Source organism: Marinifilum flexuosum (assembly GCF_003610555.1).
Taxonomy (GTDB): domain Bacteria; phylum Bacteroidota; class Bacteroidia; order Bacteroidales; family Marinifilaceae; genus Marinifilum; species Marinifilum flexuosum.
Window position 1 is genome coordinate 340,924 of sequence record NZ_RAPQ01000009.1, and the last position, 25,054, is coordinate 365,977.

The following is a 25,054-nucleotide window of genomic DNA, read 5'->3' on the forward strand; positions in this document are numbered from 1 at the left end:
ATTTGTTTTGCATTGTGATATTCAGTAATTTAAATAGGATAACAAAATAATCTACAATATTCACAACTATTGTAGATTATCACAAAATTCTGAATCATTCACCTAAAACAAATTTCAACATGGCTAAAGTTATTATTTTCGGAATATTGGATACCGCCGAATTGGCTCATTGGTATCTGGAGAACGATAGTGAGCACAATGTAGTTGCCTTCACAGTAAATCAAGAATACCTAAAAGAAGATACCTTTAAAGGACTGCCAGTGGTTGCTTTTGAGAATTTGGAAGATAAATATCCGCCAAGCCAATTTAAATTATTCGCACCAATGACAGGTCGAAACATGAATCAGCTAAGAGAGAAAGTATACCTTGCGGGAAAAGAAAAAGGCTATGAATACATTTCATACATCAGCTCCAAGGCGACGGTATGTGGTAACGAAATAGGCGAAAACTGTTTTATTCTTGAGGATAACACTTTACAGCCTTTCACGAAAATTGGTAATAACGTAGTTCTTTGGAGTGGCAATCACATTGGTCATCATGGCGAGATAAAAGATCATGTATTTTTTACATCACATGTTGTAATGTCGGGACACTGCACCATAGAATCGCATTGCTTTTTTGGCGTTAATGCAACCATCCGCGATTATTCGCATTTGGCACAAGGTACTTTACTTGCTATGGGTGCAAGCTTAACAAAACAAAAAACCGAAGAGTGGGGAGTTTATGTAGGAAATCCTGCTAAAAAGCTCGAAGGTAAAATTAGCCACGAGTTATACTAAGAGCTAAATAATTTTATTTCAACTAAATCCATGAAGTGTTTTTCATGGATTTTTTGTTAACGAAATTATAATCATATGATATAGGTATTGTATTTCTATTTTTGAAAATTTATATTTGTCACAAACATTTTTGTAAATGAGGAATTTGAAAAATTATATTTTGTGCTTAACGATGATAATACCAATGCTGGTATTGTTGGCTCATGATATTATTCCTCATAATCATCACCTACATCAGATTGATGATCACCATCATGTTTCGGTTATTCAAATCCATCATCATGGACATGCGCATAACAATGCACATCAACACAATGGTATTCATTGGAACCATTCTCATGAAGCAAATGCTGAAACATGTTGTATTCTAACTCATAATAGAGTACAGAAAGATAATGCCTACAAGGTATTTTTGCAGTCGGATAACATTCAGTTGGATTGTGAAGAAACTCTAAGGCTTCAAAGTTTTAAATTACGCAATCAAAAATTAACTCCTGAACCACTCAGGTTCATTACTTACAGGAGAGGTCCGCCCAATTCATTCTTAGCCTAAGACTGAAATTCAACAACTTATTTAAGTTGTCTTGATATTGTTGTATCATATTTTCATATATTATAGTACAATAAAATCATGCACAAATACACAAAGTATTCAAATTATTTATAACAAAAGTTGTAGATATTTCGCTTGGTATTCTATAATGAATTGCCATGCGACACCTATAACCTAACTCAAATTTCAATCCAATGAAAAAATTATTATTTGTCCTATCCATTTGTGGACTAGTACTTACCTCGTGTGGTAATGCAGGTAAAAAATCAGAGAAAAAAGAAGAAATCCATTCTCATGAAGGACATGATCACGATCATGACCACGGGGATGGAGCTCATTCACATTCTCATGATAAGGATGCACATGACCAAGAAGAGTTTGATGTAGACAGTACCAAGCACGAAGAAGGTCACGATCATGAGCATGGACATGATCACGATCACGACCACGGACACAAACATTGATCATTAAAGCTGAGTTGGAGAAATTTAACTCCGACTCAGCTAATGAAATTTTGAGTTATAAATACAAGAAAGAGAAAAAAATGAAACGTCCATGAGTAAATAATTATTAACTCACGCACGAGGATGATTATTTAGGAATGGTAAGTTCCATCTCACCTTAACAAGAAAATTATAAACAGATGAAACGATATATCTGGATAAGCTTAGCCTTATCATTTTTAATAGCATGTAAACCTAATAACAATTCGCATGGGCACGATCATGGCGGACACGCACATGGCCCCGATACTCACGCAGCACATGATGAAGAGGATCATTCAACAATGAGTTTAACCTTGTACAACGAAAATACAGAGTTATTCGTGGAGTTTCCTAAACTCATGCTGGATCATGTTTCGAAGTTTACTACACATTTAACCAATCTTAAAACCTACAAACCTTACACCGAAGGAAGCGTTAAAGTTATTTTAATGGTTGCAGGAAAAGGTTACTCGAACACGGTAAATAAGCCTGCCAGAGATGGTATTTTCATACCTGCACTAATGCCTAAAAAGGCTGGTTCAGCAACCTTGGTATTTGAGGTAAATTCGAAGTATGGCAAAGAAAAGTTCGTTGCTAAAAACATCCCTGTTTACAAAGATCATGAAGAAGCAGATAAAGCAGCTGATCAGGAAACATTAAGCAATCATGAAATTAGCTTTTTAAAAGAACAAGCCTGGAAAATTGATTTTGCAACTGCTAAAGTTAAAAATTCAAACTTCCAAAACATTATCAAAACAACCGGTACTCTGCAACCTGCTGTTAATATGGAAAAGCAAGTAGTTGCCAAAACCAGTGGTGTAGTTCATTTTAGTTCTACCGATATTGTTGCAGGTAAAACAGTTGACAAGAACACTTCATTATTTATCATTACCGGGAAAGGATTGGCTGGTGACAACCTGTCTACTCTATATACCGAAGCAAAACTGGAACTTGAAAAAGCCAAGGCTGAGTTCGATAGAGCAAGCACTTTGCGAGAAGATAAAATTGTAACGGAAAAAACATTTTTAGAAGCTAAATCGGCTTACGAAAATGCCAAGGTTAAATTCAACAGTATCAACAAACACTATAATAACAGAGGACTTTCCATTCTTTCTCCGGTAAACGGATTTGTTTGCGAGGTATTTGTGAACGAAGGTCAGTATGTTGAAAAAGGCAGCGTACTTGCCAAAGTAGATCAAGGTTCAAAATTGATGCTGAAAGCTGATGTTTACCAAAAGCATTTAAAAGAACTTGCTAATATCAAATCGGCAAACTTTAAACTTCCTTATCGCAATAAGGTATTTAGCACAGAAGAGTTAAATGGAAGAATGATTGCCTATGGAAAAGACATTCATGAGGATGATTACACTACTCCATTGTTTTTCGAATTGGATCTAACACCTGAACTATACTCAGGATCGTTTGTGGAGGTTTATCTGAAATCTGAAAATGCCAGGAATATTTTGCACATCGAAAAGTCGGCAATTCTTGAAGATCAGGGCTTAAAGTATGTGTTTGTGCAAACCGGAGGAGAAAGCTTTGAGAAAAGATTTATTACAATAGGCGCCGACAACGGTCGTGAGGTAGAAATCATTAAAGGTCTTCGTGCAGGAGAAAGAGTGGTTAGCGAAGGTGCTTATTTTGTGAAACTTGCTTCCCTTGCAGGATCATTGCCAGCTCATTCTCACGAACATTAAGAGCCTGGATCAATTAATCGATTTAAGAATTTAAAAAGATACATTGTGCTAAATAAAATCATACAATATGCATTGCACAACCGCATTCTTGTGATGTTTGTTTCTGCCTTACTAATTATTGGCGGTAGTTACACTACATTAAACATGGATGTGGATGTGTTTCCGGATTTAACAGCTCCAACAGTGGTTGTTATGACCGAAGCTCACGGTATGGCGCCGGAAGAAGTGGAAAAACTTGTTACTTTTCCTATAGAAACAGCCGTAAATGGAGCTACTGATGTTAGAAGATTACGTTCATCCTCATCGGCAGGATTCTCGATTGTTTGGATTGAGTTTGAATGGGGAACCGATATTTACAAAGCCAGACAAATTGTTAGTGAGAAACTAATGCCATTGTCGGAGATGTTACCCGAAGGTGCTGGTAATCCTACCCTCGCACCTCAATCCTCAATTATGGGCGAAGTATTAATGATTGGGCTTCAATCGGATAATGTTGACCCAATGGAGTTAAGAACCATTGCCGATTGGACCATCAGACCGCAATTGCTTGCCATTAATGGGGTTGCCCAGGTTGTTGTGATTGGCGGTGAATACAAACAATATCAGATTCTTGCCAATCCGCAAAAAATGAGATACTACAATGTAAGTATCGATGAGTTGATGAAAGCAGCTGAAGCAACGAATCAAAACTCGGCTGGTGGATTCATTAACGAATATGGAAATCAGTACAACATTAGAGGAATAGCCCGAACTTCCGATTTTGAGGAGCTAGGCAATTCGGTTGTAAAAATGTACAATAATGTACCCATCCGAATTAGCGACATTGCTGAAGTGAAAGCGGCAGCCGCTCCAAAAATTGGTTTGGGAACCATTAATGCTCAACAATCGGTTTTACTAACCGTTAAAAAGCAACCTGGCGTTAACACTCTAAAATTGACAGAAAAACTTGATGCTTCGATTGAAGAGCTCGCAAAATCATTGCCCGAGGGAGTAAATGTAAATACACACATCTTCCGTCAATCGGATTTTATTAATTCATCCATTGGCAATGTACAAAAGGCTTTACTGGAAGGATCGGTTTTTGTAATTGTAATTCTGTTCCTGTTTTTAATGAATTACAGGACTACTCTGATTTCACTCTTGGCGATTCCAATTTCCTTATTGGTAACAGTAATTACCCTTAAATTTCTAGGGATTACCATTAATACCATGACCCTTGGAGGTATGGCAATTGCCATTGGTGACTTGGTAGATGATGCCATTATCGATGTGGAAAATGTTTACAAGCGATTGAGGCAAAATCACCTTCTGCCAAAAGAAGAGCGAAAAAAAACATTGCTAGTGGTTTACGATGCTTCTTGCGAGATTCGTTCGTCAATTATTAATGCAACCTTTATTATTATTGCAGCATTTTTACCTCTTTTCTTCCTTACCGGAATGGAAGGACGAATGCTACAACCACTTGGTATTGCATTTATCGTTGCCTTGTTTGCATCATTAATCGTAGCCATTACACTGACTCCTGTTCTATGTAGTTTTATGCTTACAAGCGATAAAATGTTAGACAAAAAAAGTAAAGAAAGTTGGTTGGTATCTCGTTTAAATAAAGGATATGAGAACTCGCTTCAAAGAGCACTAAATCATAAGAAATTGATTTTGGCTGGTGCTGGTATTTTATTTATTGCATCCATTATTACTTTAACAAATCTTGGGCGTAATTTCCTGCCTGATTTTAATGAAGGATCATTAACGATTACTGCCATTACCAAACCTGGAATTGCTCTCGAAGAATCAAATAAAGTTAAAGTTCTGGCGGAGGAAGCACTTCTTACCATTCCTGAAGTTCGATTGACAGCCAGAAGAACAGGTCGTTCAGAATTGGATGAACACTCTTTCGGCGTAAACACCTCTGAAATAGAAGTTCCATTTACCTTAACCGATCGTAGTAAATCAGAATTTCTGCAGGAGGTACGTGAGAAGTTAAATCAAATTCAAGGAGTAAACTTTGCCATTGGTCAGCCTTTAAGTCATAGAATTGATCACATTCTTTCGGGTACCAAAGCCAATATTGCAATCAAAATTTTTGGCGATGATTTGAATCTCATGTTTCAAACTGCGAATCAAATTAAAACATCTATTTCACCTATCGAAGGTGTAGTGGATGTAAACGTTGAACAGCAGGTAGAAATTCCCCAGGTAAGAATTAAACCAAGAAGAGATATGTTGGCAAAATATGGCATTTCCATCACTCAATTTTCGGAATTTATTCATGTGGCTTTTGGCGGCGCTAAGGTTTCTGATGTATTTGAAGGTATCAGAGCTTTCGACCTGGTAGTGAAATACAACGAAGAGAATCGTGGCAGTATTGAAGCCATAAGAAATGCACTAATCGATACCTGGGATGGAAAAAAAATACCATTCAGTTACGTAGCAGACATTCAATCTTTGTCAGGGCCTAATACCATCAGCAGGGAAAATGTACAACGTAAGTTGGTTGTCTCAGCTAATGTAGCCGATAGAGATTTGAGTGGTATTGTAGCAGACATTCAAAAAAGTGTTGATGAAAATATCAAACTACCAGAAGGGTATAGAATTGAATATGGAGGACAATTCGAAAGTGAAGCAAAAGCATCAAGAGTTTTAATGATCGCTTCAATTTTCAGTTTGCTAATCATCTTTCTGCTGTTATTTCAGGAGTTTAGAAGTTCGCAATTGGCTGGAATTATCATGCTAAATCTTCCTTTGGCTCTAATTGGTGGTGTGTTTACCATTTTCTTCACTTCAGGTATGCTAAGTATTCCTGCCATTATTGGTTTCATTACTTTATTTGGTATTGCAACCAGAAATGGAATTCTTCTGATATCGAACTACCAGAGTTTAAAAGAAAAAGGCTTACAGCTAAAAGAGATCATTTTAAATGGATCTGTTAATCGATTAAGTCCAATTTTAATGACCGCATTAACAGCAGCCTTGGCATTAATTCCAATGGCCTTGGCAAGTGATCAACCTGGTAATGAAATTCAAAGTCCAATGGCGGTTGTGATATTGGGTGGTTTACTTACCTCTACCCTGCTTAATATCTATGTTATTCCAATCGTTTATTTGGTGTTAAACAAGAAAAAACAAGAAGATGAATAAAATTATATTCGTAATCATGATATCAATTCTGGGCCTTTCCGTAAAGGCTCAGAATACTGTTCAGGATGTACTTTCTGCCATTGAAAAAAACAATCCTGTATTAAAAGCAAATGAACAGTTTTTTGAAGCGCAGAATCTAGGGTTCAAAGCGCAAAACAATTTGGCTAATCCTGAACTGGAATGGGAAAAAAGCTTTTCGTCTGAGGAAGGAAAGCCATATGAAATATTGATAAGTCAAAGCTTTGATTTCCCAACCAGTTACCTATATAAGAATCAGCTTAAAAAAGCAAAAATTGCCAATACGGAAAACTACAAAGCAAAATCGAGACAAGACATTTTGTTGGAAGCAAAACTGCTTTGCATTAAGCTGATTTATTACAACAAACAAAAAGCTGAGTTGAATAATCGTTTAAGCAGTGCAGAAAAATTAAATGACTTGTTTCAAAAAAGATTGACAGAAGGTGATGCAACAATTCTTGAAGCCAATAAAATTAAAATGCTCCGTTTGAATACGGCAAATCAGCTAAAAATGACAAATAGTAAGATTGCAAACCTTACTGATGACCTCATTAAACTAAATGGAGGCAAGCAAATTGAATTTAAATTGCTTAAATATCCTTTAATGAGTATTGACCAGGAGATGAAGAATTTGCTTTCCCAATCCTTAAATGCAGATCCACAACTGAAGCTCTTAAGCACTAAAGAGGAAATTTCTGCAAAAGAAACTTCTCTTGTAAAAACAAACTCGCTACCAAAATTTAGCATTGGATATCGCTATTTGAATTCGGATATCATGAAGCAAGCCAATGGAATAAAACTTGGACTTAGTATTCCACTTTGGGAAAATAAGAACAAGGTTAAAAGAGCCAGGTTGTTAGAACAATTTAGCAGAGAAGAGCATCTAATTGGCAAAATGGAGCTGGAAAATAAATTTTTGAAACTTTTTCGAAACTTTTTGAGTCTTGAGAAAAGTCTGAAAGAGTATGCAGGAGTTTTTACAGAAAAACGTTACGACACTCTTTTAAGAAAGGCTTTAACACACGGCGAAATATCAAGTATTGAGTATCTTACAGAAAACATTTACTATTACGAAAGTGTTGGCACTTACCTTGAAATTGAGCATGAATACTACAAAACCATTTCAGAATTATTGAAATTTCGTTTGTAATATTATTTGGAATGAATTAAAATACCGCTTTTTTTAGAACCTTTTGGAAACCTACGGCGTAGAACATGCAAAACGATTTCCGTTTTTAAGGTTTAAAGTGAATAGATAGAAGAGGATGGAGTGGTTACCATCCTCTTTTGTATTTAATCCCCTCCTGTTTCTTTACCTTTTTCCGATTCTTATTGATATGATATTTAATCTGTTCGACAACAGTTTGTTTAATTATTTTTAATCTTTTTATTGTTCCGTTTTAATTTTATTCATATATTGTCAATGAATTTTCCATGGAAAGTTCAGGTTTTAAAGTGAATATGAAGAAGGACGGAGTGGTTGCCGTCCTTTTTTATTGCACCAAAATTAAAAAAAGCGAATAAACAAAATGCCTATCCGCTTTAATATTATGTATTTCAAAAGTCTACTTAAATAATTTCTTCAGCAGGTCTTTTCCTTTTTTCTCTAACTCCTTCTTGGCTTTTCTTTCCAATTCTTTTGCAATTGCTTTCTGAGCCTGCTTAATTGCCTTGCTTAAATCAGGCTTTACCACAGGATTATCAACTGTTCCTGTAATTTTAACTGCAACATCAAATACAGGCACATTTTCAAGACCTGGCACTTGCGCAAACATTTTATTAATATCACTACCCAAATCTTCTTTTGGCAATTTCATATCCATGGTAAAATCAAGCTTTCCATCTACCGATTGTGTTCCATATATGGTTGCCGGATTCCCTGCTACATTAGTCGTAAATGGCTTCACAAGCACATTTCCATTTGTGATTTCAAATTCCATATCGAATTGAGTAACCGAAATTCTTTTGTACTCATCATTCTTTAAAGCTGCAGCCAATGCATCAAAAGCTTTATTTTCCTTAATCAAGATTTTACGAGAATGTAAAGATCCTTTACCATTTAAGCTCTCTGGAATTGGATTCATTTCTGCATCAAGCAAACCAGTAATGTTCATATCCGACGAAACCTTTCCTTCACAGTTCATGGCTATTGGCATCATTTGCTTAATCATACTAAGTGAATGGTATGCATTATTGATATCAAAATTATTGATGTCCAAACCAAAATCGATTTCCGGCTTGCTTACATCAATGGTTTTGTACATCCCATTCATGATCATATTCCCTTTAAGCATATTCATAGAAAGGTTGGTAAGCTTTGCTGTTGCATTCTTTACAACGATTAATCCTTTCACATCTTTAATGTCCATTTTATCAAAACGAATGGTATTAAAGTTTGAGCTTAATCTTAAATCCAGGTTAGCAGGAACCTCGATAACCGATAACGGTACTGTATCTGCTGAATTTTCTACTTCCTCTTCTTCAGTCATGAATTCGTTCAGATCCATCATCTTCGAACTCATATTAAAGTTGCCTTTAAGAACCTTCCCCTTCATTGCATAAGGAATATAGTTCTCAATTTTTCCTTTCAGTTGAACATCTGATTTTCCAATTCTGGAATCGAACGAATTAAGGCTAATATAACGTGGAGTAAAATCAAGAACTGATTTTATGATTTTAACCCCTTGAGGGAAATCTGGTGTTGTGAATACAAAATCATTCAAAACCACACTTCCTTTTGCCATAAATTTCTCAAACTCCTCTTTCTCAATTACCGAGTAGCGTCCTTTAAAAACCACATCAGAATGAACCATACCAGCAATTTTTATGCTGTCCATAGGAATGGCATGCTTAATCTTTTCAAAATCAACAATTCCTTTAAAGAAACCACTTAAAAGAGGATCCGTCATTGGATTTTTCACATGTAATTCTGCATCAAAAGGATTGTTGGCTACTTCAAAATGAAATTTGTTGACATCCGTTGTAAGCAAATCCAATTCACCTCCCGGGTGATTTACTTGAGCATCAATTTGAATATTCTGAACTGATTCTGGCAAATCAGCATATTTTAAACTTGCTTTGCCCACTTTTAATTTAGCTCCAAAAGCAGGATACGATTCTTCTTTGAATTCACCTTTTGCAAAAGCATTTAATTCAAATTCGCCAGAAGTTTCCAGACCTTCCAAATCAGATTTGAATACATCAGGAACCATAGCCAGCAATGATTTAAAATCTGTCTTCTCAGCATTCAATTTAAGGTCCATGCTATATCCGTTGTCAAGCATTCCTACCTGACCATCAATCCCAAAGTGCAGATCATTAATACCTAATTGGTTTTCCATGAATTTAAAGATCATGTTTTCAAGATCAGCTGCAAGATCAGCAGTTAAATTCATATTTGCATTGTTCAGGTATCTAGCTCCCTCATAATCAAAGCTAATACCTGTTAAAGTGCTTGCAACATTTAGGTTGGTTTCTTTGGCCGAAAAATCACCACTTAGGTTTAAGTCCAAATCTTCCACCGCAAAAACAGCCTTCATAGCGGCATCATCATATAACAATCCAAAATTCTCTATTCTAACCTCATCAAAAATTACTTTAAAGTCAGAAGCTTCTCCCGATTCCTCTTCCACAACTTCTTCGCCTGTTGACTTTACAATGTCCCAATTGGCCTTACCTGTTTCCAAAACTTTCGCATTCACTTTAGAATCTGCCAACACAATGGCTCCAACTTTGATCTGAGATCCTGATATGGCTGAAGACAAATCGACAGCAGTATAAAGTCTGCCCACAAAAGCCAATGTATCCGATGCAAATTCATTTTTACCCACCACACTTACATTTTGCAATTCAATATAAAGGTTTGGGAAGTTTTTAAGCATAGATAGAGACATATCTCCAATTTCTACTTTTGCATCAACTGTGTTATCAATTTCTGTTTTTACCTTTTCAAATATCTGATCTTTAAAAACGTAAGGCAGAATAATCAATAGCGCTAAAAGGAAAACTACAATCCCTCCAAAAATTTTAAGAAACTTCTTCATTGTTTAAAAGTCAATTTGGTTTTACATAACAAAAATAGAAAAATACTTAGAGAATTACATCAACTAAAGATTTTAAATTTCTATAAATGTAAAATTAATTTTTTTCGATTGATCTCTTTCATCTATCTGAAAGATTTATAGTTTTTTAAGGTTTAACAAGCTCTCTGGAAGATATTTTTTCTAAAAAAAAGATTAAAATCACTTGCATTACAATTCTAATTTTCCCTATATTTGCAGCGCCTTTAAGGAAAAACGGACGCGTAGCATAACTGGATAGTGCACCACATTACGGCTGTGGAGGTTGGGGGTTCGACTCCCTCCGTGTTCACCAGGAGAGACTCATCAAACAAAGATGAGTCTTTTTTTATGCCATACATTTTGGTCAAAACAGGCCTAAAAAATCAGAAATTGAATCATATTCCATTATGAAACAAATACTGAAAATTTAAATGCCTGATTGTAAAACAAAAAAGGATTTTTTTCGTATTTTTTACTGGAAAGGCTTGCAATTAACAGGTAATTTTCCCTATATTTGCACCGCCTTTTTAAGGAAACGGACGCGTAGCATAACTGGATAGTGCACCACATTACGGCTGTGGAGGTTGGGGGTTCGACTCCCTCCGTGTTCACTACAGGACTTATCAGTAATGATGAGTCCTTTTTTTATATGCTAATTTTAACGCAACATCCCCTCTTCTTGCAAACTTTCTTAGTAATAGATATTGTTGTTTTCCGACTAATCCTTTTTTCTTAATTTCGCCTCGAATAATTAAATATTATGGCAAAAAAGATTAAAACAAACGCATTACGACTACTAGATAAGCATAGAGTAAACTATGAAGCAAAAGATTCCACTAATCTAAAAGCTGGAGATATGAGTGATCCTGATGCTTCACTTATTCATAAAACTCTTGTTACACGTGGCATTAGCAATGAACTTTATGTTTTTATCATTCCCTTGTCGAGTGAATTGGATTTGAAAAAAGCTGCTAAAGCTGCAGGCGAAAAGAAAATCTTAATGCTAGCAGAAAAGGAATTGTTGCCAAACACTGGCTACATAAAAGGAGGATGCTCACCCATTGGCATGAAAAAACAATACAAAAGCTTTTTAGAAGCTAGTTCTCTATCAATGGAACAGATTATTGTTAGCGGCGGAAAAGTAAACTTCAGGGTAAAACTAAAGCCACAAGATCTAATGCAAATTATCAATGCCAAAGAGTTTGACGTGATACAATTATAACTTAAACACTAAAAGTCATGCATTAAACTATAAAAAGAATACAAGCTTCAGTAATTATTATAATTACCCCAAACAACACTCCTATAATTTTGTCTCTATCAACAAATTAAATAATTTAAAAGAAAAATAGCATTACAAAATCAAAGTGGGGTGAATCACATATTCCAAATCAAAAAGGAAGAGTTGTAATTGTAAGCGGATCAACAAGTGGAATTGGAAAAGAAGCTGTGAGAATTCTGTCTAAAAAAGAAGCTATTCTTGTTATGGCAGTTCGAAATACTCAAAAAGGCTACAAGGTAGCATCTGAAATTCAAACTGTGAATCCTGCAGCAAACATCAAGGTAATGCAACTTGATTTAACGAGTTTACAGTCAATTAAACGTTTTTCGGAGAACTTTAACAAGTCTTTCAACAGCTTGGATGTTCTCATCAACAATGCTGGTATTATGATGTGCCCTTTTGCCAAAACAGAAGATGGTTTTGAAGTACAAATGGGAACCAATCATTTGGGACATTTTGCGCTTACAGGACATTTAATGCCTCTGCTTAAAAGCACCAAAAATTCAAGAATTGTGGTCACTTCGAGTGTTGCTCATAAATTTGGAAAAATCAACCTGGAGGATATCAATTGGGAAAACAGAAAATACAATACTAATAATGCTTATGGCGACAGCAAACTTGCCAACCTTTATTTTGCTTATGAATTGGTACGCAAGCTCAAGAACGATCCTGATGCTCCCATGGTTACAGCAGCTCATCCTGGATGGACCAGAACAGAATTGCAAAGACACTCAGGAGGAATTCGATTCCTGAACAATTTCTTTTCTCAAGCCCCTGCCATGGGAATTTTACCATCGCTTCGTGCGGGTTTCGATCCCAACGCCAAAGCAGGTGTTTATTACGGCCCAGACAAATTTTTCGAAATGCAGGGATATCCGGTTAAAGTAAAATCGAATAAACTTTCGCATGATGAAGAGATTGCCAAAAAACTTTGGGATTTGTCAGAAGAGTTGACCAAGGTAAATTTTCAATGAACAATTGGAAATAAACGGTAAGAAAATTACAACTTGTAATTCGTGAATTTGTGCGAAATCCATACACTTCCTGTTGGATAATCCAACAGAAATATCAAATACAAATGCAAAACATTCTGTAAATCAACATAAAGTTATTTTGGCACAATACTTGATTTGCAATTACCAGTTTTATAAATTACAAAACAAAAACTAATTGTTAAGCTAAGTATCACTGCCATGAAATTAAAACATCTGAGCATTTTAACCGCTCTTCTTCTATCCTCTTTGCTGCTTTTCGCAAAAGATTACCAATACAATGAAAAAAATGGAATCAGAATCTTTCACCAGGGAAGTATGTTTGTGAAGGAAGGTGTTCCTTTCCTAAGCGTTAAAGGCGACTCTTACGAAATGGGTTTGCAGTATGGCGTTTTAATGAATGATCAAATCATGAAAATGCAGGTAAAAGTTGACAGCGTAGTAGAAACCTATGTTGGAAAGTTTTTCTTGAAAAAATGGATTGCCAATATGGTCTTAAAATCCAAAATCAGGAAAATAGAAAAAAGGATGCCAGAAGAATTCATTAAAGAATTGGAAGGTATAGCTGAAGGCTGCGAACTAAACTTAAGAGAGGTAAAAACGATGGCCTATTTTCCTCAAATCTTTTTTGAAATCAGCTGTACCTCCTTTGTTTTAAAAAATGAGAATGGAATTGTGCACGGTAGAAACCTTGACTGGCCCGGAATTGAAATTTTCACCAAGTTTCCTTTAATTGTAAATTATCACAGAAAAGGCAAGATTCCTACTACAATATTGACTTTTGTAAATTATCCTGGTGCTTACACAGGAATGAATCACAATGGCTTAAGCATGTCGATTAATATGAATGGCTGTCCAATACCCGAAGGCAAAGAAGAAAGTGATTATGTGACTAGCATGCCCATGCCTTTTGAGTTGCGCTATGTAATGGAAAATGCCGATGAATTGAGCGAGGTAGATGAAATGCTCAACAATTACAGTACACATGGTTGGTTTATCACGGTTGGCAGTAGTAAGGATCAATCGGGTGCAATGTATGAATTGACCAGAGGAGAATGCATCAAAAATAGAATGCAGGATAATTATGTTGGCGTAACCAACCTTGCTGTATCCGAAAAAGGAAGATATGAATACAGCTCGATTAACATGCATGGAGAAAGCAATATTACACGCGAAGACAAATTAAAAGAACTAAATCAAAACATCTCTAACAACAATTTGGTAGACAAGGCATATCAAATGGTTTCCTCTACTGCCTACTACGAATTGCCACATGACACTTCATGGGGATGCTCCATAAACAATGATATCACAGTAAAATCATGTATCATGGACAATACCAGGCAAAAAATCTATTTTGCCTATGGTGAAATGCTTGCCGGATGCAATCAATTTTTAGAATATGAAATTGCCACACAAGATGTTTCCGTTTACAGAGAGAAGCAAACGATCCCCGATGGAGATTACCTAAAAAACAGATTGGTCTTTAAAAAATGGTATCGGGAAAATTATTCCAGAAAAAAGAAATTGGAAGAAGAAGACTACCTTAAGATGATTGAAAAAGTAAATGAATTAGAATTACAGCCAGCATACAAATACAATCTGCTTTCGAGATGCTATATTAATGTTGAAAATAAAGAAAAGGCTATTGAATACGCAAGTAAATACGTTGCTGAAATGCCAACATTTGGTTCTGCCTACATAACACAATTTACAATAAACCGACTATCTAAAGATTATGAAAAGGCTATACAATCTATTTTGGAAATGCTAAAAAATGCACACAACACTCCTTCTGATTATTTTTGGGCAAAGAGACAAATGATTCGTATGTACGACAAAATGCAAACTCAATCTCCAAATCCTGAAAACATTCGCCAAATGAAAAAACTTAACCAGGAGATAAAAGAACTTTGCAAACCCTTTTACCCAGTTAAATGGGTAAAATCTGAAATGGAGAAAATAGATGCTATGATTGCCAAGTATCAATAATTATATAATACCGTAAACTCATATCAAAGAATATAGCTTCAATTAACAGAGTAATTGAAGCTATAATTTTACATACAAATTATTAAAATCCGCTTAACGAATTAAAAAGTTTCTCTATTTTTTCTTTTTGGGAAGGGCGTGGTGCATTTACACTTACTATTTTCCCCTCATTATCGAAAAGCATAAATCTTGGTATTCCGGTAATCATATAATCTTTACTAATGCTATTTCTTTGCCCTACATTTATTTGTATTCCTCCTAACTTATCATCATTAACCTTTTTCTTCCATTTTTCTATATCTCGATCTACCGATACACTAAAGAATACAATGTTTTTGTCATGATATTCTTTTTCTATTTTTTGCAAATATGGTATTTCTCCACAACAAGGACCGCACCATGTTGCCCAAACAGTGATAAACAACTTTTTTCCCTGATAATCACTAAGAGAAACAATCTTACCATTTATTTTTTTCAAGCTTAGATCAGGAAGCATCTCCGACTCTTTATAAAATTGTTTGCTATTATATGCCTCCACACTTAAAAGAACAAGAACAACAATTACGAAAAAGAAAAATACAGGAATATGCTTCTTCATTGCATTTTTTGAATCACCTTCTCCATTTTTACAGGAGAAAATGCAATAATAATTTTACAAGAGAACAATGAATAACTTCATTGTTCTCTTTTTAATCCTTACAATGGTTAATTGATAAGCTCTTCTAACTTGTTGTAGAATTCTGCATCTTCTCCAACATATCTTAATAAAATTTTCCCTTCAGGTGACACTAGTATTTTTGTTGGAAATGCACTTACTCCAAACTTTTTAACAAAGTCTTTATCATCTTTCCCATTAAGAATTTGATGCCAATTAAAGCCTCTATTCTTAATCATTGACTTCCAACGATCGTTACCTCCTTTTTCAGCGGCAATCCCTAAAAGCTCTAATTTATCAGCATGCTTTTCGTGAAATGCTTTCATCTCTGGCATTCCCTTAATGCAAGCACCACACCATGTTCCCCAAAAATCGATTAATACATATTTACCTCTTAAACTTTTTAAGGCAAACGCTTTTCCCGTATAGCTTTCGCTTGTTACAATTTCCGGAGCTTCTTTTCCTTCTGCTGTTTTTTCTTTACTCTCTTTTTCTTCGATTAACTGTTTGTACCTATCCATTAATTGGGTGTAATACATGGAGTTTTTGTACTTCTCATCAATTTTAGCAAAGTAACTTGGTGCTTCTTCTAAAGAGATCTGATTGTTTAATAAGCTTCGTGCCGTTGACAGGCCTATTATTGATGAAATATTTTCTTGTACAAAGGCCAACTTAATTGCCGATATTTTCTCGTTAAGCTTATTGCATTCTTCGCCAACAGGCTTTTTTTCTTCTTCGCTTAAGGATTTGTCACCAAGTGTACAGTAGTTGTTCATGACTTTATTAAGCAAAGGGTGCACTTGTTTATTAAGTTTTGCCATTAAATCGTTTTCACGATCGCCGATAGCATAAGCCTCAATATAATCGCTTGCTTTTCCTTGAGCTGTAATTTCTTTATTGGGTATGGCTACAAAGCCTAATAAAGATACATTCGACATAAAGTAACCTGCTTTATATGGGTTCGAGTATTTTCTTACTTTATTGTCGGTAAAGTTGATATAAATTATTGTTGGCTCGCTTACCTTCCCAGTATACTTTACTGTACCGCCTTGCATGGGGAATTTAATCCATCGTCCTTTAGGCTTTCCCTTTTCTTGAAAATAGTAAGATCCTTCGGTCGAGTTTATATCTTCAATATTTGCTGTAATGGTAAATTCTTCGCCTTTTGCTTCAGTTTCCAAGCCCATAAGCTCCTTTAACTCTTCGTAAAAGCCTGGTGTTTCGCCTACATGTCTTTTAATAATTTTTCCGTTTGGATCTACTATTATTTTTGTTGGATATCCCTGTACATTAAACTTATTTGCCAGGTTATTATCACCCTTATCCGATTTTACATGTATCCAATTATATCCTGTGGTAAATTTAGATTTTCTCCATCTCTCATCGCTATCCCCACAGTTAACTGCAATTACTTCTACTTTATCTTTGTGTGCATTTCTAAATTCCATTAATCCTGGCATTCCTTTTACACACGCTCCGCACCATGTTCCCCAAAAATCAAGAATTACATACTTACCTCTTAGATCTTTTATATCGAATGTTTCGCCACTAAGTGTTGCTTTTGTTTTAAAGTTAAGTACATTTCCAATTTTGGTTGAGTTGTATCCCTTTACTCTATCCTCTAGCGCTTTATGGTATGACAACTCTCCGTATTTTTTTGCATCTACTCCTTTTAAGAATTCTTCTACTTCTTCTATTTTAATTTGCGAACGCACTAGCATATCTTCCATTAACCACAATCCTGCTACCGATGATGCATGTTTTTTTAAAAACTCTACTCTAATGTTTTGTGCTTGCGTTCCTAATTCTTCTTGTGTTTTTTTAAGAGCAGCAACCTCCTTTGCTGTTAATTTTTTATTCTTATCTAGTTCTAAACTAATATTTACCGATTGATTTAAGACCGGATGCAATTTACTGGTTAGCCCTTTAAGTATATCGTTTTCTCCTCCATCGCTAGGGTAAGCATCTATAAAGTCGGTGATTTTACCTGATACCTTAATTTTGGCTCCTGGGTAAATTACACACATTAATGTTGTTGCGTTGGTTGGTATATATCCACCGCCTGTTGTTGTTTTTGAAAGGTTCTTATTTCTAAAACTTAATTTTATAACGGTTGATGTTTCTGTTGTTCCTTTATAAGAAAGTTTTCCTTTATTCATGTTAACTTTTACTCTCTTATATCCATTTGGATACTGATCGCCAAATAAAGCGTATCCACCCTCTTCGTTCGTTAAGCCCTTTATCTTTCCTTTTATCTTAAACTCTTTTTCGTGGTTTTGAGGTTTCTGGCTTGCTGCCTGACTTTGTGTTACAAATAAGCCGAATGTACAAAGCATTAGTAGCTGTACAACTTTCTTTACAATTTTAATCATCTCGTTATTAATATTAAATTAAACTAGTGTTGTGTTTATAGTCTGTACTATATATCAAAGTAGGGCTACTTTTTATCTTTGCTTTTGATAAAAACCACTCTGCTTTTTTATCATAATCAATATCACATGCTTTTATGCTCGCTATAGGGGAAGTTCCTCTGGGAATATTTAGCTTTACCAGCTTATAGTATTGCTAATAAAGAAGGCCTGCTTCAGAGAAGTAATTACATACATGCTGAAACAGGCCAAACTTTTAAAACAAATCTATTTTTTACTTATTTACAGTATAGTGAGACCTCATTTAGTCCAAACTACTCTGGATTTTGTTCCCACCCATTCAACAAGCTTAATTCCTCATCAGGAATCGGTAATGCAAAAGCATTTGCATTTGGTTGAATAGAATAAACACTAATTCCTGAATTGGAATTATTACGATCAGTAAAATATTTTTTAGATAATACTATACCTGCATCATCCAAAGCATTAAGTCGTTTAATATCATACCATCTAATCACATAAGGCCTTTCTCTTCTTCTTTCTGTAAGTACATCTTGAAGATTTCCGGAAATATTATTGGCATCGCTTGCCAATTCAAATCTTTTAGCTCTTAATGATTGAAGAATTGACTGAACTGCAGCTTCATCTTTAGTAATTCCATCTTCACCTCTAGCTAAACATTCAGCCTTAATCAGCATCATCTCCGGAACATTAGGTCCTTGTAAAAGAGATATACTAGATGTACTATTACTTACTCCCTGAAAATTATGACTTTTCTCAGCGCTTAAGGCACTAATTTCAGCTACCGTAAAATTTGAAGCACCGGCATTCTTTAAATAAGCATTATTAGTAAAAAACTTAACAAGTCTTAAATCAGATTTAATATCAAATGAAGCATATAATGATTCTGACATTGGGAAATTCCCACCGAATGGGCTAGAAATTATTACAGGCACAATCATTTCCGGATTATTCATCTGAAGTTCTACTTGTTTGTTCATTTCAGTATAATGAACATCTAAAATCTGTTCTACAGCACCATCCTTAGGCGTATAAGAATGTTGCGAAGTGTAAATATAATAGGGATCACTAGGATTAACATCATTATTCAGATCTTCAAGATAATTGTATTTTGACAATACATAATTGGCTGCTGCCAATGCTTCGCTATACTTTCCATTATACAAATCTATACGGGCTTTTATTGCCATTAGACTTATCTTGTTTAACCTCCAGTTATATTCAACTTCAAAATCGTCAGCACCAATCTCCTCAAATAAAATCTGAGCCTCCGAAATGTCCTCGTAAATTTTACTCATGGTATAAGAAACCGTATTTCTGGATGAGATCCCTTCTGAGTCAAAACTAATATCAGTCCTATATCCCATTCCTAAATTATTTCCTTCATTTAGTGCTGGATGTAAAGAATAATTTACCAGTAAATTGAAATGATAATAAGCACGATAACTTAATGCCTCAGCTTTAATCTTTTTCCTTAAAGTCTCATTATTACCATTTACATTATCAATATTAACCAAAACAGTATTCAAATGATATATTGATTTAAACAAATTCCCCATTTCATAAGAATTTGAAAATTGATAAGTAAGATATTCCCTATCTAAAATAGAAATTAAACCTACATCCTGAGCACCAATTTTTTCCTGAATTTCAGGATGTAGCTCATAATCATCACTGGCAATAGCATTGGCAAAATTAGCAGAAGCGCCAGGTCCCCATGTAGATCCTTTGGTCTGATATGCCATTTCATTCATCATATTATCCAATTGCTCTAAATCCTCAATTGGATCGTTACCTGCTCTGTTTGGATTCTCATCAAGAAAATCAGCACACGAGAATAACATTACAGGCATACATATAAGTATTATAATATCTTTTATTTTCATAGTTCTATAAATTCAATTTTAAACCAAAAGTAAATTGCGTTGGAGTTTTCATTGTACCAGGCAGATAATAAGGATCCAATCCTTTATCGTTTGCTGTCCAAACTACACCCAGATTTTTAACCTGGAAATAAACATTTGCTCTAGTGATTTTCGAATTCTCACCTGCTATTTTTTTCACAGGTATTTCATAACCAAGATAAATTTCTTTTAACCTGATATGCGAGGCATTCTCATAATTTGATTCAGCTGCATTTATTATATTGGAGTAATATAAATTTGTATACCCTGAATTTAAATAAGATGCATTTGCAGCATTAGGATATGGTCTGTAAGTAAATTTCGAAGCATCATCACCTAAATGCCAAGCTTTCTCCAAGGATTTTGGGTATTTACTATTTGTTGCAGAATAGCCATAATCATCATTTCTTTTAAATATATGACCAAATTCTCCGGATAACATTGCCGACAAGGTAAAACCATAAGCTTTTAAGCTACTTCTAAAGCCGCCAAACATAGGTGCTGTTAATGTTCCTATTTTTTTTGTATAGTTGTTATTATTTGTAATACTTTCACCCTTTGATTCATCAAACCTTGAGTAATACATGGTATTATTTCTTGAATCGGCTACAACTTCAGTACCATCATTTAACTGTACAATGGCTAGACCTTCATCGGAGTATCCTTTCAATTTAAAGGCATAAACAGTATTTAAGGACTGTCCTTTAACAGGAAACCCTCCTCCTACATATGTGTTTACATATGGTCTATCCAAATCCCATTCAACAACTGTATTTTTATTATAGGTAAAGTTTAAATTACCTGTCCACGAAATATCTTTGGTAATATTTAATCGAGATCCTAACTCAATTTCAACACCTTTATTGTTTATGTTTCCACTATTCAAAGTTAGAGAGTTGGTTCCTCCAACCACATATGATACCGGTGTGTTCATTAATACATCACGAGAATCTTTATTATAATACCCTAAGGAACCATACAATTTTCCTTCAAACATCGAAAAATCTGTGGAAATGTTTAAAGTATAGGCTTTTTCCCAGGTTAAATCAGGAATGGCACGATTATAGATGTATGAAGCATTTTCTCCTGCTCCCACAAATTGATTTAATTGATATGTTGAAAGTGTTGAAACAGTTGAAACACTTCTTTTACCTGCAGCTATACCACCAACACCATAAGTAACTTTTAATCGCAAAAGGTCTACAAAGCTTAAATTATCTTTAATAAAATCTTCCTTGTTCATATTCCATAAAGCACCAACAGACCAAAATGGTGAAATCTTACTATTTACATCATCTGCAACAAAGTTTGATCCATCGATACGAGCACTACTGGTTAGCGTATATTTACTATCAAGAGTATAAGACGCATTAAAATAACCTGATACATATCTGTCGAAGTTTGCTGAATACCCTCCTAAAGACCATGGCATATAACTATTACTACCTTCAAACGTTGGAAGTCTTAATTCATAATTCACATAACGATCTGTTGTGTAAGTTCTTTCATTAAAACCTGGTCGTGTGGTTGTGGAATTCACCTCTACATCTGTAGAAATCGCTTCGAAACCTGCCAATGCAGTAATTCTGTGCTTGCCATTAAATTCCCTATCGAAATTTAATTGTGATCTAAAATTATATGCTTCTGTTTTATTAGATGATGTTTGTATTGCATCGCCCTCAATAAACTCGTTAGGAATATTTCTTATACCAGTAGCAGGATCCAAAACAGAAAAACGATTCGCCGCACTTCTGTAGTAGTAGGAGTTTTCCCTTAAATAATTTTCGGTTTTATTTCCAGCCATTTCATATTGAAAGGAGAAATTTGCCGATAAACCTTTAATTATTTTAACATCTAAAAAACCATTGAAGCGCAGATTGTAATTAGAACTATTATTATCTCTGGCTTTTGCCTCTTCTAAAATATTATACCTCCAGGAATAAGGAAATATTGACTCATCAATCGTACCATTTTCAAGATATGGCAAATATATTCCCTTAGCCATATATGCATAATCGCCATTTTCTTCCAACAATCTTGTATATGGAGATGTAACACTACTTATTTCACTAATATTAGTACCATTCATTTGGTTTTTTCCATAAATCCCATTAAAAGTTATTCCTACCTTAATATTAGGATTCACATTATACACATTCGTAAAATTGGCTTGATATCTATCTGAATTATTATACTTATAGTGTGTTAAGTCTTTGGCATAAGACAAGCTAAATTTCGAAGAGCTCTTATCAGTGGCACTTGTAATTGTAAGGTTGTGATTTTGATATACTCTATTCCTTAGCAAATGATCTTCATATTGCTTTTTCCATATACCATCCTGTGCAATCAACTTTGCTCTTTGTGCATTGTATTCTTCCTGTGAGATATTGCCGTTTCTTCTTTCAAACATCATGGCAACATGTGGAGCTACATCCCAAGAATAACGTGATGGATTTGTATATGGATCTCTCCAATATGAGATACCCGGACTTGGAACAAATTTCTCAATATCTTCCATATATTTAATGGTAGCTTCGGTGCCAGCCATATTTAAAGCATGATCCAAATCAATACGTTCAGATACATTAACAAATGAGTTAACTTCAACATTAAATTTACCTTTTTCTGGCGTTTTGGTTGTTATAACAATAACTCCATTTGCTGCTCTTGCTCCATAAATTGAAGTGGCTGCTGCATCTTTTAGAAATGTAACACTTGCTACTTCAGTCGGATTGACAGATTCAAACGGATCTGGGGTTAAAATTGCAAAACCATCAACCACTACAAGAGGAGCTGTTTCTGCCTTAAACGACCCTACACCTCTGATAACAATATTACCATTCTCTCCTTGCTGAACACCAGCAACCGTACTACCAATTACTTCACCTATACTTTCCGATGGTCTAATTTCTAAATCTTCAGAAGCTATTTTTGAATATGATCCGGTTGCTCTTTCTCTTGATATTGTAGCATATCCCGTAACAACCACCTCTGCCATCTGCTTAGAATCATCGCTTAATGTGATATTTTGAACCGATTGCCCATTATAAACCACCTCCTGAGGTAGCATTCCCACAAATGAGAAGATCAAAATGGCATTGTCCTTTTCCATTTCCAGAACATATTCCCCATCGATGTTGGTTGCCACACCAACATTAGTTCCTTTAATTACAACAGACACACCTGGTAAAGGAATGCCATCCCTGTCTGTTACTTTACCTTTAATTTCTTTCTTTTCCTGCTGCTCTGATTTTGGAGCAACATAAGGCTTTTGCTTAACAACTACAACCTTATCAATTACTTCATAAGTAAGATTTGTATCTTCCAAACATGAATTAAGTATTTCTTCCACAGTAGCCTCGTGTTCCGACACATTTATGTCTGTAATACTCTCAACATCATCCAAATCGTAAACAAATGAGAATTCACTATTGTTACGAATTTCCTCGAAAACCTCTATTAAAGTCTTGTTTGCCAACTTCATATCGAATCTCGTGTTCTGAGAATAAACACTGGCTGAAAGTTGAAAAACACTTACTAATAATAGCATAAAAGTAATTTTCATAGCTAATAAAGGTTTGTAAAGTTTCTTACGACAGAAACTCCGGTTTCCATTTTTTTGCATAAATTTGTATTTAGGGTTTAACAATTCAATTCCTTGCAGGGAATTGGGTTTTTATTCATGAAGCAGAGATTGTTGCAGCAAACTCTGCTTTTTTTATTTCTTAGTTTTTTACAGTTATTATATTGGATTTAATCTCAAAATTCACTTTACCTGTTCTCGATATAATATCCAATATCTCATTAATATCCTCATATCTTTTTACCTCAACTGAAAATCTTTTATTTATTACAGATTGATTCATGAAGAAAACTTTAACATCATACCATCTCTCTAGTTTTTCCATAATGGTTCCCAAACTGGCTTCTTTAAAATAGAAAACACCATCCTTCCATAAAGCATATTTTCTGGCATCCACATCTCGAACAGCAAACTGAATTTCATGCTTGGAAATAATGGCCTGTTGGTTTGGTTTAATAATAACACTTTCATTGTTTTTACTCAATTTCACACTTCCTTCAACCAAACTTGTGGTAACCGTATTCTGATCGTGATAAGCCTCAACATTAAACTCCGTTCCCAAAACCTCTATTTCAACATCTTTTACATCTACAATGAAAGGCTTTTGCTTATTATGAGCCACATCGAAATATACTTCACCAGCAACCCAAACTTTTCTTTTATCTTCGCTAAACTGAACTGGATATTTAATTTCAGAATCAGAATTTAACCAAACCCTGGTGCCATCTGCAAGAGTTAGCTGGTACTCGCCACCTACAGGAACTTTTACCTGATTGTATAGTATCCTCTCATGATTTGCTTGACCAGAAGCATAAGCCAATTTCCCTTTCTGGTTGCTAATTAAAGTTCCATCCTTTTCTAAAATACTATCGCTTTTCACATTTTCCAATTGAATGGTTCTTCCGTTGTGAAGTTGAAGTACCGCTTTTGATGAACCTGGTTCTATTTTAATTTCTGCCAACTCCTGTCCTATCTCAATATCCCTGGTAGAAATATGATACAGGCTTGCTATCAGTACTCCAATAATTAGCACTGCGGCAATCCTAAGACTCCATTCTTTCAAACGAATTACTTTTCTTTCTGGTTTTATCTCCTCCTTAATCTTTATCCAGGCAGTTTTTTTATCCAAAGATTGCACATAGGCATTTCTTATTTTTCGTTTCTCCCCTCGCTTTATTTGCTCGTACAAATTTTTATTGTCAACAGAACTCTCCTTCCAATTCTCAAGCAATTGCACCTCTTCAGTTGTCAATTCATCAATCAGTTCCCTTGAAATTAATTGAGCAATTTTATATTCCGTATTTAGATTTTCCATTTAGAATTTTTGGTTTTCTATTATTAAAACAATTAAAAAAATGTAGTAGATGAACAAAAGGTGAAAAAAAATTACATTTTTTAACAATCACACACAATCTTATCCTTTTTAACTGATTTACTGAAGGTAAGAAAAATATAAACTAAAGCGGTAAGATAGTAGAAGGGTAAATATTTAACTTCCAGCTATCAAATATTTAAAACCAATAGT

The 25,054-nt window shown here is 34.8% G+C and carries 15 protein-coding genes and 2 tRNA genes; 11 read left to right on the forward strand and 6 right to left on the reverse strand.

Annotated features, from left to right (window positions below):
* Window positions 1–119 precede the first annotated feature (119 nt).
* The 6 genes from BXY64_RS11290 to BXY64_RS11315 all read left to right on the forward strand — a co-directional run bounded on the left by BXY64_RS11290 (window position 120) and on the right by BXY64_RS11315 (window position 7,820).
* The gene (locus BXY64_RS11290; protein WP_120240072.1) at window positions 120–779 is read left to right on the forward strand and encodes an acetyltransferase; all 660 of its coding nucleotides are present in this window, start codon (window positions 120–122) and stop codon (window positions 777–779) included.
* A gap of 136 nt (window positions 780–915) precedes the next feature.
* Window positions 916–1,332, forward strand: a complete 417-nt coding sequence (locus BXY64_RS11295; RefSeq protein WP_147375975.1) for a hypothetical protein — start codon at window positions 916–918, stop codon at window positions 1,330–1,332.
* A gap of 194 nt (window positions 1,333–1,526) precedes the next feature.
* Window positions 1,527–1,796, forward strand: a complete 270-nt coding sequence (locus BXY64_RS11300) for a hypothetical protein (protein WP_120240074.1) — start codon at window positions 1,527–1,529, stop codon at window positions 1,794–1,796.
* A 179-nt stretch (window positions 1,797–1,975) separates the two neighbouring features.
* Window positions 1,976–3,514 (forward strand): efflux RND transporter periplasmic adaptor subunit, encoded by a 1,539-nt coding sequence (locus BXY64_RS11305; protein ID WP_120240075.1) that lies wholly within the window; start codon window positions 1,976–1,978, stop codon window positions 3,512–3,514.
* Between the two features lie 45 nt (window positions 3,515–3,559).
* Entirely contained in the window at window positions 3,560–6,652 is a 3,093-nt protein-coding gene (locus tag BXY64_RS11310) for an efflux RND transporter permease subunit (protein WP_120240076.1), read from the forward strand.
* Window positions 6,645–7,820 (forward strand): TolC family protein, encoded by a 1,176-nt coding sequence (locus tag BXY64_RS11315; protein WP_120240077.1) that lies wholly within the window; start codon window positions 6,645–6,647, stop codon window positions 7,818–7,820. The genes BXY64_RS11310 and BXY64_RS11315 overlap by 8 nt, the downstream gene beginning before the upstream one ends.
* A 415-nt stretch (window positions 7,821–8,235) precedes the next feature.
* Here BXY64_RS11315 and BXY64_RS11320 read toward each other — a convergent pair whose 3' ends face one another.
* Window positions 8,236–10,713, reverse strand: a complete 2,478-nt coding sequence (locus tag BXY64_RS11320; protein WP_120240078.1) for an AsmA-like C-terminal region-containing protein — start codon at window positions 10,711–10,713, stop codon at window positions 8,236–8,238.
* Between the two features lie 254 nt (window positions 10,714–10,967).
* Here BXY64_RS11320 and BXY64_RS11325 point away from each other — a divergent pair.
* The 5 genes from BXY64_RS11325 to BXY64_RS11345 all read left to right on the forward strand — a co-directional run bounded on the left by BXY64_RS11325 (window position 10,968) and on the right by BXY64_RS11345 (window position 14,997).
* Window positions 10,968–11,044, forward strand: a tRNA-Arg gene (locus BXY64_RS11325).
* 224 nt (window positions 11,045–11,268) lie between these two features.
* A tRNA-Arg gene (locus BXY64_RS11330) sits at window positions 11,269–11,342 on the forward strand.
* A gap of 149 nt (window positions 11,343–11,491) precedes the next feature.
* Window positions 11,492–11,953 (forward strand): YbaK/EbsC family protein, encoded by a 462-nt coding sequence (locus BXY64_RS11335; RefSeq protein WP_120240079.1) that lies wholly within the window; start codon window positions 11,492–11,494, stop codon window positions 11,951–11,953.
* A 131-nt stretch (window positions 11,954–12,084) separates the two neighbouring features.
* Complete coding sequence (locus BXY64_RS11340) at window positions 12,085–12,987, forward strand: oxidoreductase (protein ID WP_120240081.1); 903 nt, start codon at window positions 12,085–12,087, stop codon at window positions 12,985–12,987.
* A 219-nt stretch (window positions 12,988–13,206) separates the two neighbouring features.
* Window positions 13,207–14,997, forward strand: a complete 1,791-nt coding sequence (locus BXY64_RS11345; protein ID WP_120240082.1) for a C45 family peptidase — start codon at window positions 13,207–13,209, stop codon at window positions 14,995–14,997.
* An 82-nt stretch (window positions 14,998–15,079) separates the two neighbouring features.
* Here the strand turns inward: BXY64_RS11345 and BXY64_RS11350 are convergent, their stop codons facing one another.
* The 5 genes from BXY64_RS11350 to BXY64_RS11370 all read right to left on the reverse strand — a co-directional run bounded on the left by BXY64_RS11350 (window position 15,080) and on the right by BXY64_RS11370 (window position 24,844).
* Window positions 15,080–15,595 (reverse strand): TlpA family protein disulfide reductase, encoded by a 516-nt coding sequence (locus tag BXY64_RS11350; protein WP_120240084.1) that lies wholly within the window; start codon window positions 15,593–15,595, stop codon window positions 15,080–15,082.
* Between the two features lie 107 nt (window positions 15,596–15,702).
* Entirely contained in the window at window positions 15,703–18,024 is a 2,322-nt protein-coding gene (locus BXY64_RS11355) for a TlpA family protein disulfide reductase (RefSeq protein WP_120240086.1), read from the reverse strand.
* Between the two features lie 311 nt (window positions 18,025–18,335).
* Window positions 18,336–19,895, reverse strand: a complete 1,560-nt coding sequence (locus BXY64_RS11360; protein WP_211334479.1) for a RagB/SusD family nutrient uptake outer membrane protein — start codon at window positions 19,893–19,895, stop codon at window positions 18,336–18,338.
* A gap of 37 nt (window positions 19,896–19,932) precedes the next feature.
* Window positions 19,933–23,511, reverse strand: coding sequence for a SusC/RagA family TonB-linked outer membrane protein (locus BXY64_RS11365; RefSeq protein ID WP_211334480.1), 3,579 nt, complete (start codon window positions 23,509–23,511; stop codon window positions 19,933–19,935).
* A 160-nt stretch (window positions 23,512–23,671) separates the two neighbouring features.
* Window positions 23,672–24,844, reverse strand: a complete 1,173-nt coding sequence (locus tag BXY64_RS11370; protein ID WP_120240090.1) for a FecR family protein — start codon at window positions 24,842–24,844, stop codon at window positions 23,672–23,674.
* Between the last annotated feature and the right edge of the window lie 210 nt (window positions 24,845–25,054).

What these genes read in the sequence shown, in the direction of transcription:
- BXY64_RS11350 (WP_120240084.1), bottom strand. Translation starts at nt 15,595, where the DNA reads ATGAAGAAGCATATTCCTGTATTTTTCTTTTTCGTAATTGTTGTTCTT.
- BXY64_RS11315 (WP_120240077.1), top strand. Translation starts at nt 6,645, where the DNA reads ATGAATAAAATTATATTCGTAATCATGATATCAATTCTGGGCCTTTCC.
- BXY64_RS11320 (WP_120240078.1), bottom strand. Translation starts at nt 10,713, where the DNA reads ATGAAGAAGTTTCTTAAAATTTTTGGAGGGATTGTAGTTTTCCTTTTA.
- BXY64_RS11300 (WP_120240074.1), top strand. Translation starts at nt 1,527, where the DNA reads ATGAAAAAATTATTATTTGTCCTATCCATTTGTGGACTAGTACTTACC.
- BXY64_RS11365 (WP_211334480.1), bottom strand. Translation starts at nt 23,511, where the DNA reads ATGAAAATTACTTTTATGCTATTATTAGTAAGTGTTTTTCAACTTTCA.
- BXY64_RS11290 (WP_120240072.1), top strand. Translation starts at nt 120, where the DNA reads ATGGCTAAAGTTATTATTTTCGGAATATTGGATACCGCCGAATTGGCT.
- BXY64_RS11305 (WP_120240075.1), top strand. Translation starts at nt 1,976, where the DNA reads ATGAAACGATATATCTGGATAAGCTTAGCCTTATCATTTTTAATAGCA.
- BXY64_RS11360 (WP_211334479.1), bottom strand. Translation starts at nt 19,895, where the DNA reads ATGCCTGTAATGTTATTCTCGTGTGCTGATTTTCTTGATGAGAATCCA.
- BXY64_RS11335 (WP_120240079.1), top strand. Translation starts at nt 11,492, where the DNA reads ATGGCAAAAAAGATTAAAACAAACGCATTACGACTACTAGATAAGCAT.
- BXY64_RS11345 (WP_120240082.1), top strand. Translation starts at nt 13,207, where the DNA reads ATGAAATTAAAACATCTGAGCATTTTAACCGCTCTTCTTCTATCCTCT.
- BXY64_RS11355 (WP_120240086.1), bottom strand. Translation starts at nt 18,024, where the DNA reads ATGATTAAAATTGTAAAGAAAGTTGTACAGCTACTAATGCTTTGTACA.
- BXY64_RS11370 (WP_120240090.1), bottom strand. Translation starts at nt 24,844, where the DNA reads ATGGAAAATCTAAATACGGAATATAAAATTGCTCAATTAATTTCAAGG.
- BXY64_RS11295 (WP_147375975.1), top strand. Translation starts at nt 916, where the DNA reads ATGAGGAATTTGAAAAATTATATTTTGTGCTTAACGATGATAATACCA.